General features: G+C 64.6%; 14 protein-coding genes. 8 read left to right on the top strand and 6 right to left on the bottom strand.

All coding sequences use genetic code 11. The features are described 5' to 3' along the window. Nucleotides 1-66 precede the first annotated feature (66 nt). The 4 genes from D2N39_RS04605 to D2N39_RS04620 are packed head-to-tail and all read left to right on the top strand — an operon-like array spanning nucleotide 67 to nucleotide 4,645. The gene (locus tag D2N39_RS04605) at nucleotides 67-1,599 is read left to right on the top strand and encodes a M24 family metallopeptidase (protein WP_119133602.1); all 1,533 of its coding nucleotides are present in this window, start codon (nucleotides 67-69) and stop codon (nucleotides 1,597-1,599) included. 56 nt (nucleotides 1,600-1,655) lie between these two features. Further along, nucleotides 1,656-2,996: a TldD/PmbA family protein gene (locus tag D2N39_RS04610; protein ID WP_119133603.1), complete on the top strand. Its 1,341-nt coding sequence runs from the start codon at nucleotides 1,656-1,658 to the stop codon at nucleotides 2,994-2,996. Continuing rightward, entirely contained in the window at nucleotides 2,983-3,765 is a 783-nt protein-coding gene (locus D2N39_RS04615; RefSeq protein ID WP_267899566.1) for a 3'(2'),5'-bisphosphate nucleotidase CysQ, read from the top strand. The genes D2N39_RS04610 and D2N39_RS04615 overlap by 14 nt, the downstream gene beginning before the upstream one ends. Continuing rightward, complete coding sequence (locus D2N39_RS04620) at nucleotides 3,758-4,645, top strand: hypothetical protein (RefSeq protein ID WP_119133604.1); 888 nt, start codon at nucleotides 3,758-3,760, stop codon at nucleotides 4,643-4,645. The genes D2N39_RS04615 and D2N39_RS04620 overlap by 8 nt, the downstream gene beginning before the upstream one ends. Before the next feature lie 60 nt (nucleotides 4,646-4,705). Here D2N39_RS04620 and trxA read toward each other — a convergent pair whose 3' ends face one another. The 5 genes from trxA to D2N39_RS04645 form a co-directional block, all read right to left on the bottom strand. After that, complete coding sequence (gene trxA / locus D2N39_RS04625) at nucleotides 4,706-5,032, bottom strand: thioredoxin (protein WP_054304256.1); 327 nt, start codon at nucleotides 5,030-5,032, stop codon at nucleotides 4,706-4,708. A gap of 88 nt (nucleotides 5,033-5,120) precedes the next feature. Then, the gene (locus D2N39_RS04630; RefSeq protein ID WP_119133605.1) at nucleotides 5,121-6,290 is read right to left on the bottom strand and encodes a TIGR03862 family flavoprotein; all 1,170 of its coding nucleotides are present in this window, start codon (nucleotides 6,288-6,290) and stop codon (nucleotides 5,121-5,123) included. Next, nucleotides 6,287-7,612 (bottom strand): mechanosensitive ion channel family protein, encoded by a 1,326-nt coding sequence (locus D2N39_RS04635; RefSeq protein ID WP_119133951.1) that lies wholly within the window; start codon nucleotides 7,610-7,612, stop codon nucleotides 6,287-6,289. Before D2N39_RS04635 ends, D2N39_RS04630 begins: the two co-directional genes overlap by 4 nt. A 108-nt stretch (nucleotides 7,613-7,720) precedes the next feature. Beyond that, a complete protein-coding gene (locus tag D2N39_RS04640; RefSeq protein ID WP_119133606.1) occupies nucleotides 7,721-8,425 on the bottom strand; it encodes a response regulator transcription factor in 705 nt (234 codons plus the stop codon). Continuing rightward, nucleotides 8,397-8,675, bottom strand: a complete 279-nt coding sequence (locus D2N39_RS04645) for a hypothetical protein (protein WP_119133607.1) — start codon at nucleotides 8,673-8,675, stop codon at nucleotides 8,397-8,399. The genes D2N39_RS04640 and D2N39_RS04645 overlap by 29 nt, the downstream gene beginning before the upstream one ends. A 202-nt stretch (nucleotides 8,676-8,877) precedes the next feature. On the opposite strand from D2N39_RS04645, the gene D2N39_RS04650 reads away from it, so the two are divergent. The 4 genes from D2N39_RS04650 to D2N39_RS04665 all read left to right on the top strand — a co-directional run bounded on the left by D2N39_RS04650 (nucleotide 8,878) and on the right by D2N39_RS04665 (nucleotide 12,616). Beyond that, nucleotides 8,878-9,057, top strand: a complete 180-nt coding sequence (locus D2N39_RS04650) for a hypothetical protein (RefSeq protein ID WP_119133608.1) — start codon at nucleotides 8,878-8,880, stop codon at nucleotides 9,055-9,057. Nucleotides 9,058-9,060: 3 nt separating this feature from the next. Then, nucleotides 9,061-9,699: a ribonuclease HII gene (locus tag D2N39_RS04655; protein ID WP_119133609.1), complete on the top strand. Its 639-nt coding sequence runs from the start codon at nucleotides 9,061-9,063 to the stop codon at nucleotides 9,697-9,699. 87 nt (nucleotides 9,700-9,786) lie between these two features. After that, nucleotides 9,787-10,911: a site-specific DNA-methyltransferase gene (locus tag D2N39_RS04660; RefSeq protein ID WP_119133610.1), complete on the top strand. Its 1,125-nt coding sequence runs from the start codon at nucleotides 9,787-9,789 to the stop codon at nucleotides 10,909-10,911. A gap of 226 nt (nucleotides 10,912-11,137) precedes the next feature. Continuing rightward, nucleotides 11,138-12,616 (top strand): calcium-binding protein, encoded by a 1,479-nt coding sequence (locus D2N39_RS04665; RefSeq protein ID WP_119133611.1) that lies wholly within the window; start codon nucleotides 11,138-11,140, stop codon nucleotides 12,614-12,616. On the opposite strand, the gene D2N39_RS04670 is transcribed toward D2N39_RS04665, so the two are convergent. Beyond that, nucleotides 12,613-13,719 carry an alkane 1-monooxygenase gene (locus D2N39_RS04670; RefSeq protein WP_119133612.1) on the bottom strand — a complete coding sequence of 369 codons (1,107 nt, stop codon included), beginning with the start codon at nucleotides 13,717-13,719 and terminating at the stop codon, nucleotides 12,613-12,615. The two genes, D2N39_RS04665 and D2N39_RS04670, sit on opposite strands and share 4 nt — an antisense overlap. Nucleotides 13,720-13,731 lie beyond the last annotated feature (12 nt).

A 13,731-nucleotide genomic window follows, 5' to 3' on the forward strand; every position in this document is an offset into this window, starting at 1 on the left:
CCTGCACCCGGACCCCCTCGGGCCGCCCTTTTCGGGCGGCCTTTTTCGTGAAAGGAAACGCCCCTCATGCAATCAGACGCGCTGTTCGCCCAGTTGCACCGCGAAGCCGAGGCGCTGGGCGGCGCGCGGCTCTTTACCGTCAGTGTGCAGGACCCCGATGTGGGGCTGGCGCGCCGGGCCTACAGTTCGGATCACACGGCCTATCCGCTGTCCGTGCCAAAGCCGATCCAGCAAGACGCCTGGTCGCGCCGCGTGCTGATCGAGGGGCAGCCCTTCATCGCCAATACCACGGCGGAGTTTGCGCCTTATTTCTTCGATCACGCGCAGATCAATGCGCTGGGCTGTCATTCCGCGATCAACCTGCCGGTGCTGGATGGCGGGCAGGTGATCGGCACGGTGAACATTCTGGATGTGGAAAACCACTTCACCCCGGATCGGGTGACGGCCTTGCAGGACTTGCTGGCGGCGCGGCATGCGGCGCTGGTTGCTGCCATGCGCGCCGTGCCGGTGGGCGGTTCGGTGGCCGAGGCGCGTCTGGCGCGGCTGCGCGTGCGGATGGTCGAGGCGGGGGTGGATCTGGTGGCGCTGGCGCCCGGCGCACATCTCCGCTGGCTGCACGGGTTCGCGCCGATGCCGGATGAACGGTCCTGCCTCGCGCTGATCGGTCACCGCACCGCTGGCTGGCTGATGCCCGCACTGAACGGCGAGGAGGTGGCGGCGCACAGCGACTGGGCGCAATGGCGCTGGGCGGATGATCAGGGGCCAGCCGCCGCGCTGGCCGAGGCGCTGGCGGCTCTGGGTGACATTGGCACGGTCAGTCTGGATGAAACCATGCGCGCGGATCATGCGCTTTTGGTTCTGGACGCGCTGCCCGCTGCCCGTCGGGTGTTTGCTTCGGAAACCGTGGGGCATCTGCGGCTTTGCAAGGACGCGGCCGAAATTGCCGCCCTGCGCGAAAATGCCCGCATCGCCGATCTGGCGCAACAGGCCCTGCGCGCCGCGATCCGCCCCGGCCAGACGGAGCGGCAGGTGGCCGAAGCCGCCCGCGCCGCCTTCAAGGCCGAAGGCGCTGTGCCAGAGTTCACCATCATCGCCAGCGGCCCGAACGGGGCCTTCCCCCATCATCACACCGGCGACCGGGTCATCGCGGAAGGGGACATCCTCGTCTGTGACATTGGTGCCCGCAAGGACGGCTATTATTCCGACATCACTCGCATGGCGGCCTGTGGCCCTGCGCCAGAAGGCTATGCCGAGGTGCATGCTGTAGTCGAGGCGGCGGTGCAGGCCGCGCTGGCCGTCATTCGCCCCGGAACCCCTGCGCGCGAGGTCGATGCGGCAGCGCGCGCCGTGATCGTGGCGGCGGGCTATGGCGATTTCTTCACCCACCGCACGGGCCATGGCGTCGGGCAGGAAATCCACGAGCCACCCTATATCAGTGGGACGTCCGACGTGGTTCTGGCGCCGGGAATGGTGTTCTCGGTCGAGCCGGGTATCTATCTGCCCGGTCGGTTCGGCATCCGGCTGGAGGAACTTGTCGTCGTCACCGAAACCGGATGCGAGATCCTGTCGTCGCTGCCGCGCGATCTGCATATCGCATAAGTCTTGCACGCAGGCGCGGGGCGGCTTAGCTCGGTCCTGCACAGGAAGGACATGCCATGACCGATCTCGCCACCCTGACCCATGCCCTGCTCGACGCGGCCCGCAAGGCGGGCGCCGAGGCCGCCGATGCACTGGCGGTCGAGGGCACGGCGCTGTCCATCGACATCCGTCAGGGCAAGCTGGAACAGGCGGAACGCGCGGAACAGATCGACCTTGGCCTGCGCGTGCTGATTGGCGGGCGGCAGGCTTGCGTCTCGGTTTCCGATACCTCGCCGCGCACGCTGGCCGAGGTGGCAGAACGCGCCGTCGCCATGGCGCGCGAGGCGCCGGCCGATCCCTATGCCGGGCTGGCCGATCCCGGTCAGATCGCGCGCGACTGGGATCTGGCGGCGCTGGATCTTGCCGATGACGCGGCTGAACCCAGCCCTGCCACGCTGGAGCAGGCGGCCCGTGCCGCCGAAGAGGCCGCCATGGCCCGCGCCGGTATCCGGCAGGTGGAGGCCTCCGCCGGTCATTCGCGCCGCCGCATGCATCTGGCAGCCAGTAACGGCTTTTCTGGCGGCTATGCCCGCAGCGCCACCTCGGTTTCCGCCGTCGCCTTCACCGGCGAGGGCACGGGGATGGAACGCGACTGGGCCGGGGAATCCCGTATCCATATCGCCGACCTGCCGCCGCCCGAGGAAACCGGCGCCTTGGCCGCCGAACGTGCGCTGGCGCGTGCGGGCGCGCGTAAACCCGCAACCGGCACCTATAATGTGCTGTTCGACGAACGGATCGCGCAAAGCCTGATCGGCCATCTTCTGTCGGCGGTGAATGGCGCCTCCATCGCACGCGGATCAAGCTGGCTGCGCGACGCGCTGGGCGAACAGGTGCTGCCCAAGGGGCTGTCGGTGATCGAAGACCCGCATCGCGCCCGCATCTCCGGCTCGCGTCCCTTCGATGCCGAAGGGCTGCCGACGCGGCGCCGTGCCATCGTGGAAAACGGTATGCTGACCGGCTGGACGCTGGATCTGGCCACCGGGCGCAAGCTCGGGATGGCTTCCACCGCCAATGCCGCGCGCGGCACCACCTCGCCGCCCTCGCCCGCGACCTCGAACATCGACCTGACGCCGGGCACCGCGACGCGCAAGCAACTGATCGGGCAGATGGGGACGGGGCTTCTGGTCACCTCGATGATTGGCTCGACCATTAACCCGACCTCGGGTGATTATTCGCGTGGCGCCAGCGGCTTCTGGGTCGAGGATGGCGAGATCGCCTATCCGGTGAATGAATGCACCATCGCGGGCAATCTGCGGACGATGCTCCTGTCGATGATCGCCGCGAATGACGCGCGGCCGCATCTTTCGACCCGTGTGCCCAGCCTGCTGGTGGAAGGGATGACGCTTGCGGGACAATGAAGACGACCTTGCGCTGATCGCGGATGCAGCCCGGCAGGCGGGCGCGCTGGCCATGCGCTATTGGCGGCAATCGCCGAAATCCTGGGAAAAGCCGGGGCAGGGGCCGGTGACCGAGGCCGACCTCGCGGTGAACGCCCTGCTGCGTGACCTGCTGCTGGCGGCGCGTCCGGCCTATGGCTGGCTGTCGGAGGAAGATGCCGACACCCCCGAACGGCTGGAGGCCGCCCGGCTGTTCGTGCTGGACCCGATCGACGGCACCCGCGCCTTCATCGCGGGTGAGGATACCTTTGCCGTTTCGCTGGCGGTGGTCGAGCAGGGCGTGCCCGTGGCGGGCGTGGTGCATCTGCCCGCGCTGGAGCGCACTTATACAGCTGTGCCGGGGCAGGGGGCCAACAAGAACGGCATGCCGATAAGGGCTTCTGCTCAGGCAGGGATCGCGGGGGCGACGTTGCTGACCACCGGGCCGAACATGGCGGCCGAGCACTGGCCCGGCGGTGTGCCGGACCTGAAACGCAGCTTTCGCCCCTCGCTGGCCTATCGGCTGTGTCTGGTGGCCGAGGGGCGGCATGACGGTATGTTGACGCTGCGCGATGCTTGGGAATGGGACATCGCCGCCGGGGCGCTGATCGCGGCCGAAGCGGGCGCCACGGTGACTGACCGGCTGGGCCAACCCCTGCGGTTCAATATCGCCCATCCGCAGGCGGCGGGGGTGATCGCTGCGGCGCCGGGATTGCATGCGGCGCTGCTGTCGCGCTTGGGCCATGGCTGATCGGGCGCTCCACCTCTATCTGCCCGCACATCTGCGGGCCGATCACGAAGCGGGCAAGACCAATATCCTTAGCCGCATCATCGAGGCGCTGCCGGATTGGGTGCTGCATCACCACCCGGAGGCGGAAGGCGCCGAGCCGCCCGCGCGCGGCGGCTTTGCCCTGACCCATATGCAAGAGCCGCAGGACCGCCGCACACTGTGCCTGCGCCGCGCCTATTACTATCCGTTCTGGCGGATCGAGTCGACGAACGAACGCTGGAACTTCGCCGTTGCGCGCAAGGCGCCTGATTACAGCCGCATCCCGCCCCGCGCCCGAGCCTTCCATGCCCGGTTGCGCGAACGCGTGCTGGCAGGGCGCGAGTCCACGCGCGAAGGCTTTGTCTTCATGCCCTTGCAAGGCCGCCTGCTGGATCACCGCTCGTTCCAAAGCATGAGCCCGATGGCGATGATCGCCGAGACGCTGGCGCGTCAACCCTTGCCGGTGGTGGCGACTCTGCATCCCGGTGAGACCTATACCGAGGCCGAACGCGCCGCGCTGGCCGGGGTGACAGACCCGCGTTTCCGGCTGGTCGAAACGCCTGCCGCCGAGCTGATTGCGCGCTGCGATTATGTGGTCACGCAAAACTCCAGCGTGGCCTTGCAGGCGATGATCGCGGGCAAGGGGGCGGTGCTGTTTGCCGGGATCGACTTTCACCACCCCGCCGGTTCGGTCCCGCGCGACGGGATCGAAGCCGCCTTCGCGCGTGGGGCCGCGCCGCCAGACCGCATGGCCGAATATCTGTGGTGGTTTTTCCGGCACGAGGCGATTGACGCGCAGGCGCCCGACGCCCCTGCCCGGATCGCGGCGCTTCTTCGGGCGCAGGGCTGGCCAGTCGCATAAAACAACTCGCATAGAAAAGGCGGCCCCGAAGGACCGCCCTTTCCGAAATTCAGCGCAAAATCAGATGGCCGAGCTGATCCAGTTCGCCAGCGCGGCTTTCGGCGCGGCGCCGATCTTGTTCGACACGACCTGACCGTCCTTGAACAGGAACAGCGCCGGAATGCCGCGCACGCCCAGAACGGCCGGGCTGTCGGGGTTTTCATCCACGTTGACCTTCACGATCTTCACCTTGCCCGCATATTCGGTGGCAAGCTCTTCCAGCGCCGGGCCGATCTGGCGGCACGGGCCGCACCATTCGGCCCAGAAATCCACCACGACCGGGATCGGCGATTTGCGGACTTCTTCATCGAAGGTGGCATCGGTGACGGCTACGGTTGCGGCGCCCATGATCGTTCTCCAAGGGAATCTGTCAGGCAAGGAACGTAAGGAGCCGGGCGCGCAGCGTCAAGGACTAGCGGCTGCGGCATAGCCGACCTCACGATATCGGGATGCTTGCCAACCGCCGCGCCGCCGCGCGCCCCGCATGCAGGCCGGTGGCCCAGCTTGCGGTCAGAAGATAGCCGCCGGTCGGCGCCTCCCAGTCCAGCATTTCCCCGGCGGCAAAAAGGCCCGGCAGGGCTTTCAACTCCAGATCATTGGTGAGGGCCGCGCGCGCAATCCCCCCCGCCGAGGATATCGCCTCGTCCAGCGGGCGGGGGCCGCCATGGGGCACTGGCAGATGCTTCAGCAGGGGGGCCAGATCGGTGGGCAGGGGGCGGGCCAGTTCCATCACCAGCGCGGCTGTCGCGGGCGCCAGCCCCAGCTTGCGCAGCCGGTTGCTGGCGCTTTCGCCCTGCCTCATCCGCGCCAGCCGGTCGCGCAGTGCCGCCAGTGTCAGATCGGGGAACAGATCCAGCGCCAGAGGTGCCCCCAACCGCAAGTCGCGGCTGATTGTGTAGATCCCGCCGCCTTCAAGCCCGCGGGCAGAGATCACGAACTCGCCCCGCTCGCGCCGGTCGTCCGCAATCAGGCAGACGCCTTTGACAGGCTGGCCGAAATGCCGCGCCATATGGGGGGACCAGTCCATGCAAAAGCCCATGTTCGCCGGCGCGAAGGGGGTAATCTCCACACCGTGATTGGCCAGCCAGGGCAACCAGGCCGCATCCGACCCCAGCCGGGGCCAGCTTGCCCCGCCAAGCGCCTGCACGGTCACCTGCGGTTGCACGACCTGCGCGCCCTCCGGCGTGTCGAAGGTCAGCGCGTCGCCGTCAAATCCGGTCCAGCGCCAGCGGCGGCGCAGATCGACGCCCTTTTGCGCCAACCGCTCCAGCCATGCGCGCAACAGGGGCGAGCCTTTCAGCGCCACGGGAAACACCCGCCCCGACGATCCGGTGAAGACCTCTTGCCCCAACCCGCGACAGAAGTCCTGCACCTGTTCTGGGCCAAAGGCCGCCAGCATCGGCGCCAGCCACCCGGCATCGTAATGCGCGGCGAAGGCGGGCAGCGCTTCGTCCTTCGTCACGTTCAGCCCGGATTTCCCGGCCATCAGCAGCTTGCGCGCGGGCGAGGGCTTGGCCTCCGCCACCACGACCGGATACCCCGCATCGGCCAGCGCCTCGGCTGCCATCAGCCCGGCCGGACCGGCGCCGATGACCAGCGCCCTCATGCGACGTTGGCCTCGGGTGTGGCGTTGCGGATATGGACCACGCGCTGCGGGAAGGGCATCTCGATCCCGTTGTCCTTCAGCGCGTTCCAGATCGCGAACAGCACGGGCGAGCCGAAGCGGTTCTTGCCGTCGTCAATGCCGTTCACCCAGTATTCCACCGCGAAATCGACCGAGCTTTCGCCAAAGCCGCGCAATTCGCAATCGGGTCCGTCGGGTTCGGTCAGCACGAAGGGCAGGGCGGCGACGGCCGCCTCGATGATTTCCGGCACCTTGTTGATATCGGTGTCGTAGCTGACCGAGAACTCTGCCTCGTAACGGTTGGCAGAGCCCTGATCGGAATAGTTCACGACCCGTGAGGTGACGAAATGGTCATTCGGGACCACGATCCACTTGCCGTCAAAGGTTTCCAGAATACAGGCGCGGGCGGTCATCTTGACGATGGTGCCCTTTTCGCCGCCATCCAGTTCCACATAATCGCCGACGGTGGTCTGGCCCTCCAGCAGAAGGATGATGCCGGACACAAAGTTCGCGGCGATCTGTTGCAGACCAAGCCCGATCCCCACACCCAGAGCACCGCCAAGAACCGCAACGGCGGTCAGGTCGATGCCCATGATCGACATGAGCAGCAGGAAAGCCGCGCCGAAGATCATCACCTCTGTCGCCTTCACGGCCAGTTCGCGCGTGGCGGGGCGCAGTTCTTCCTGCTTCTTGATGTAATCGGCGCTTTGGCGGTTTGACCAGCTTCCCAGCCAGAACAGCAGTGATCCCACGATCACGCCGCGGATCAGCGCCATCACCGAAAACCGGATATTGCCAAGCGCGATGATGGTTTCTTCCAGCCGGAGCGAGATTTCGTCGAGAATGCCAAGCGCATACAGGGCCGCGACCGGGATCAGCACATAGCGCCCCAACAGCCGCAGGAAGCCGTCGCGCAACACCTCGCGCACAAAGATCCGGGCGGCGATGAACAGGAAGACGCGCTTGCCGAAGGCGATGACCGCGCCTGAACCAAAGAGCGAGCGTGTGATTTCCTCGCCCATTGCCGTCAGCCCCCAGGCGAACAACGGCAACAGCAGCGGCAGCAGGCGACTTGCGAAATGCCGTGCGGTGACCAGAGCGCCGGTCTTGCCCTCGGGCGGGGTGATGAACCGTTCCAGGACCGGACGGGCGCGCAGGCTCAGCAGGCGTGCGGCCATGAAGGCCACGATCAGCAGCGCGAATTGCGACCATGCAGCCGGTGACAGCAGCCAGAGTTTCGCGGTTTCTACCGCCGGAGCCAGCCATTCGTTCAGCATCAGGATGAATTCGGGTTGCGTGTCCATTGCCATGCCCTATTCCAACAGACTGGCCGATCAGGCCCTTGAGGGACGCTTCGCAGATGACCGCGCGCCGCGCAAGCTTTGGCAGATCTGCAGGGGGCTGCCGTGACGTCAGATCATGCGGATCGTATCTTTCTCGACCGACAGAACATAGCCACGCCGTGCGATGGTCTTGACCAGCAGTTCCGATACCAGTTGATTGCCCAGCGCATCGCGCAGCCGTTTGACACGCGTGGCGCCCGAAGCCTCGTCGCAATCGGCCTCGGTCCGGCCCGAGATGACCGCCTCGATCTGCGCGCCGGTCAGCACCTCGTCATCCATCCGTGCTTCGGCCAGCACCGACAGGGTTTCGATGGCGGCCTCGGTCAGCTTGAATTCCAGATCATTGATATAGACCGCCCGGCTTTCCCGGCTGATCATAAGCGAGGACACCGTGATCCCTGATCGCTGGATGGCTGACATGCGGCGGTTCTGCCCCACGATGGTCAGCAGGAACACAAGGCACGCGACCAAAAGCCCGGCCGAAAAGACCAGCAGCACGAAGATCACCATGCGATAGCTTGACAGCACCTCCTGAAAGGTGGTGCCGGATTGCGCGATGATCTCCAGCAGCTTGATCTCGGCCAGGGTGCGCAGGTCGTCGTTTTCGACGAACAGCTTTTCCACCCGCGCGTTGAAGGCATTGGCATCGGGCAGGCTGAGAAACAGGAACACCGCCGCCGCAGCGAGAATCGCAACGATTGCAGCGACGCCGAAAGCAGCCGTGCGGTTCCCCGCGCGGAGGCTTTCAGTAACGGAGGAAGTAGTCTCCGGCACTCGATCGCCTTTCATTGAGGCCCTCGGGGCCGAAGGTGGACACGATATTCAGAAGCTTCCAGCCCTGCGCGGCCAGACGTGGGGCCAGTTCTGCCCGAGCGCCCTTCTTGTTGCAGGCGGAAACCTGTGCCACGCCATAATGCAGGCGCAGCGGATTGTCCTGCTTGGCCTTGTAATCCGCATAGCATTCGGCGGCCGCAGGCATGGCGACAAGGCAGGCAAAGGCGGCTGCAAGAAGAACGCGGATCATGGCGCAGGCTCCGGTTGGGACATCTGCATACTGCGGGTGAAGCGCCTGTAATTCAATAACCTGAGCGAAGATTGGCCGTTGTTATCGGATAACGCGGCCGTGTCATTGCCTGTCGCACCGTGCCGGGCGAATATGCCTGCAATGACCGGCGAACGATGAGTCGCCGGCATCGACGCAGAGCAGAAAGAACAGGAGATTCCAGATGACCCAACCCCGGCACCGGGGACGGCTTTCGCCGCAAACCCGCTTTGCCCTGACCATGATGGCCGCGCTTGCGGTGATGACGGCGCTGACGCTTTCCGCCCTTCCGGGACAGGGAAATGCCACCACCACCTGCAAGCTGGAACTGTCGGAACCGGCGCATCGCGCCTGTGACGTCTGATCCGTGGCGCGTCCGGTTCCCGATCTGAGTCTTGAGGCCGAGGCCCTTGCCAACGGCCCCGGTCCTGTTGTCGGTATCGACGAGGTGGGCCGGGGTCCGCTGTGCGGTCCTGTTACGGCGGCGGCTGTGATCCTTGACCCTGCGCATCTGCCGCAAGGTATATCCGACAGCAAAACCCTGTCATCGGCGACGCGCGAACGGCTGGCCGAAGAAATTCACGCTTCGGCAAGGGTCGGCATCGGTCATGCCAGCGTCGAGGAAATCGACGCGCTGAACATTCTTCAGGCCAGCTTTCTGGCCATGCGCCGCGCGGTCGCGGCGCTGGGCGTCACGCCGGGTTTTGCCCTGATCGACGGCAACCGCCTGCCACCGGGCCTGCCCTGTCCGGGGCTGGCTGTGGTGAAGGGGGACGGGCGCAGCCTGTCCATCGCCGCCGCGTCGATTGTTGCCAAAGTGGCACGCGATCGCATCATGGTGGATTTGGCGCAACAGCATCCCGGCTATGGCTGGGAACGCAATGCCGGTTACCCGACCAAGGATCACCTTCAGGCGCTTCTAGATTTGGGGGTGACCCCTCATCATAGGCGTTCGTTCCGTCCGGTCCACAATATCTTGTATCAAGACGTTTCTATAACTCGTTGATTCAAAAAAGAATTTGACGGCGAATCGTCTCTGACTCATCTTGGGACACAAGATAACGGCCCGCAGAGGCCGCAGACCGAGGCAGTAATGACGATCAAGAAGACCCGTGCGGAGGCCCCCGGCCTGCCGCTTAACCAGATCATTGCCGGTGACTGTATCGAGGCGATGAACAGCCTTCCGGCTGGCTCGGTGGATCTGATTTTCGCGGATCCACCTTACAACCTTCAGCTGAAGGGCGAGCTTCATCGTCCCGACAATAGCAAGGTGGATGCGGTCGATGATCACTGGGACCAGTTTTCCAGCTTCTCGGCCTATGATCGTTTCACCCGCGAATGGCTGACTGCCGCGCGGCGCCTGTTGAAGCCTGCCGGGGCGATCTGGGTCATCGGCAGCTATCACAACATCTTCCGCGTCGGTGTCGCCATGCAGGACGCGGGCTTCTGGATGCTGAACGATGTGGTCTGGCGCAAGTCGAACCCGATGCCCAATTTCCGCGGCAAGCGCCTGACCAATGCGCATGAGACGCTGATCTGGGCGAGCCGCGACGAGGCGGCGAAATATACCTTCAACTACGAGGCGCTGAAGGCGCTGAACGATGGCGTGCAGATGCGCAGCGACTGGGTGCTGCCGATCTGCACCGGGCATGAACGGCTGAAGGATGAAAACGGCGACAAGGCCCATCCGACGCAGAAGCCCGAAAGCCTGCTGCATCGCATCCTGATCGCCACGACCAATCCCGGCGACGTTGTGCTGGACCCGTTCTTCGGCACTGGCACCACAGGCGCCGTGGCCAAGATGCTGGGCCGCGATTTCATCGGGATCGAGCGCGAGGAAAGCTACCGCAAGGTCGCCACCGAACGCATCGCCCGCATCCGCAAGTTCGATGCCTCGGGACTGGAAGTCACCGGCAGCAAGCGCGCCGAGCCGCGCGTCCCCTTCGGTCAGGTTGTCGAACGCGGCATGCTGCGTCCGGGCGAAGAGCTTTATTCCGTCGGCAACCGCTTCAAGGCCAAGGTGCGCGCCGATGGCACGCTGGTGGGCAACGACATCAAGGGCTCGATCCATCAGGTCGGGGCGGCCTGCGAAAAGGCGCCCTCCTGCAATGGCTGGACCTACTGGCATTTCAAGCGTGACGGCAAGATGATCCCCATCGACATCCTGCGCCAGCAGATCCGCGCCGAGATGGAGGCCGACGAGCGTCAGCACCACTGATGCGGGCCTTCTTTCTGTAAAGCACAGTTACGCCTGTGCCCCGGTTCCGCCGGGGGCACACCTCCCCGCCATGCCTGCATGGCGGGGCTTTTTGATGAAACTGTCCGGGCCGACGTTCCGGTTTTCTTGCCAAGTCGTTGCAATATGGGCGAAGTTTTCGGTTAGACCATATGCAGAACTGGCGTAACATATTGAAATTGATCGAATTCATAAAGGGGAGGTAAAGATGAGTCGCAGTAGTGTAATTGACGACTATGACAGTGACCATGCGGGCAGTCCGCGCGGAACCGTTCCCTATGAACTGGGTGCGCTGGGAATTGCACTGGATTATCTGCTTGGAGGCAATCTGTCGGCATTCCGCTACCTCAGCTTCGCCGGCAATCTGCTGACGCTGACCTATAGCGCGGCCCTGCTGCGCGAACTGGTCAGCCTGTCAGCAACGACTTTCAGTGGGATCGAACGAAACTCTACCGCCTCGGTTCAGTTGATTGATGGTGAAGTTGATTTCGGGCCGGACGGCAAGCTGACCACGCTGAGCGGCGACGTGCAGTTCTTCTTCCGGGAAAACAGCAGTGGCAGCCGCGAGACAGAGCTTTTCGTGCCGGTTTCCATCGAATCGCTGATCGAACGTGCGACCGGCATCGGCCCTGACAATTCGCTGCGTTATGCGGGCGAGATGATGAACAGCGTCATCCCCGACAAGTCGGTCGATTATTTCTATTCCGGGTCCGGGGCAGGCGAGGATGTTTATCTGGGGCGGGGCAGCAACTTCGCTTCGGTCTTCGGTGGAAATGATCGCTTCTGGGGCAAGCCCGGCGGCGGCGAGATGGATGGCGGCGTGGGCAATGACCGGTTCAACGTCAATCCCGGCGGCCGTGGTGCCCTGCTTGGGGGCGACGGCAAGGACGCATTCTCGGCAAGCACATGGAATGTGGGTGTAAAACTGAACCTTGATGCCGGAACCGCGCAGGGTGTGGGTCTGAAGGCCCGCTATACGCTGGACAGTATCGAGGATGGCTATGGCAGCAATCTTGCGGACCGGCTGATTGGTAACCTGCTGAAAAACACCCTCAAGGGCGCGGGCGGGGCCGATCTGATCGACGGTGGCAACGGCAATGACCGGCTGTATGGCCAGGGTGGGGCCGATACCGTTCTGGGCGGCGGCGGGCGCGATTTCATCTATACCGGCGAAGGAAATGACAACGCGGAAGGTGGCGCCGGTGGCGATACGCTGAAAGGTGGAAAGGGCAAGGACACGCTATCGGGCGGGGACAGCAACGATACGATTGACGGTGGCGACGGCAATGACGAACTGTTCGGCGGCAAGGGGGACGATTCCATCCTCGGAGGCACTGGCCGCGACGTCCTTGAAGGCGGGGAAGGCAATGACACGCTGAACGGTGGGGACGGCAAGGACCTTCTGAAGGGCGATGAAGGCAACGATGTGATGACCGGCGGCCGGGGCGCGGATGCGTTCCTTTTTGTGCCCAAGGTCGTGCAAGGCGATGACGTGATCGAGGATTTCAAGCAGGATGACCATATCCGCTTCATCCAGAACGCGCTGACCTTCGGGGATCTGCGGATCACGACGACACCGGAGGGTGACAGCCTGATCCGATATGACGATGGCGCGGGCGGCGAGAACTCGATCAGGGTCAAGGGCGTCATCGTGACCGAGGATAATTTCGAGTTCTTCGGGCTTTAAGCCTCTGCCCCGGCACGCCAGTCGATGATGTCGGGGTAGTATTGCCTGCGCCATGCCCGCACACGCGGATTCATGCGGCGGCGCCACAGCGGCGGGATCATCGCCAACACCCCCATGGCGGGGTATCCCATGGGCAGCATCGGCGCGTCATCGGTGGAATAGGTTTGCAGCAGCGGAAAGCGCCGGTCGGGCTTGTAATGGTGGTCAGAATGGCGTTGCAGGTTGATCAGCAGCCAGTTTGACGCCTTGTGCGGCGCGTTCCAGCTATGATGCGGGCGGACGGGCTCGTATTTCCCGCCCGGAAGCTGGCGACGGGTCAGGCCATAATGTTCGATGTAGTTCGTCAGCTCCAGCTGCCAGACCGCGAAGAAGGCTTGCAGCAAGAACAGCGCCAGACCAACCCAGCCGCCTACCAGCCAGGCCAGTGCCAGCGCTGCCAGTTGCAGCCCGCCATAGCGCCAGAACGGGTTAGACGGGTGCCAGACCGGGCGGCCCGCGCGGGCGAGCTTTTCCTTTTCCGCCATCCAGGCCGAAGCCGGACATTCGCGCAGCACCCGCCAGAAGAAGCGGTGGAACCCCTCGTTATACCGCGCCGTCACCGCGTCGCGCGGGGTGCCGACATGACGGTGATGCACCAGCAGATGTTCGGTGCGGAAATGGCTGTAAAGCACCGTCGCCAGCAGCAGATCGGCCAGCCAGCGCTCGCCCCGGTTGCTCTGGTGCATCAACTCATGCGCATAGACGATCCCGATCGTGCCCGAGGCGACCCCGACCCCGAACATCAGCGCCACCTGTTCCAGCACCGACAGCCCGCCAGACCGGGTGATCCACCAGATCGAGCCATAGATGACCAGCCCCTGAAGCGGCAGCCAGATCAGCGTGATGGCGCGATACCAGAACAGGTCGTCCTCGTCGGTCTGCGGGTCGGGGTTTTCCTCGTTCCGGCCCAGCAGCAGGTCCAGCAGCGTGGTCAGCGTCCAGGCGTAGGCGGGCATCAGAGCCACGGTCCAGCCGCCCTGCGTGACGCCAATCATGGCCAGAGGCACAAGGCCCAGCGACAGCCAGAAGGGCAGGGCGTTGCGAAAATCGGCGATGTTGCGCATGGGAGCCTCCGT

Source organism: Gemmobacter lutimaris (assembly GCF_003570715.1).
Taxonomy (GTDB): Bacteria; Pseudomonadota; Alphaproteobacteria; order Rhodobacterales; family Rhodobacteraceae; genus Gemmobacter; species Gemmobacter lutimaris.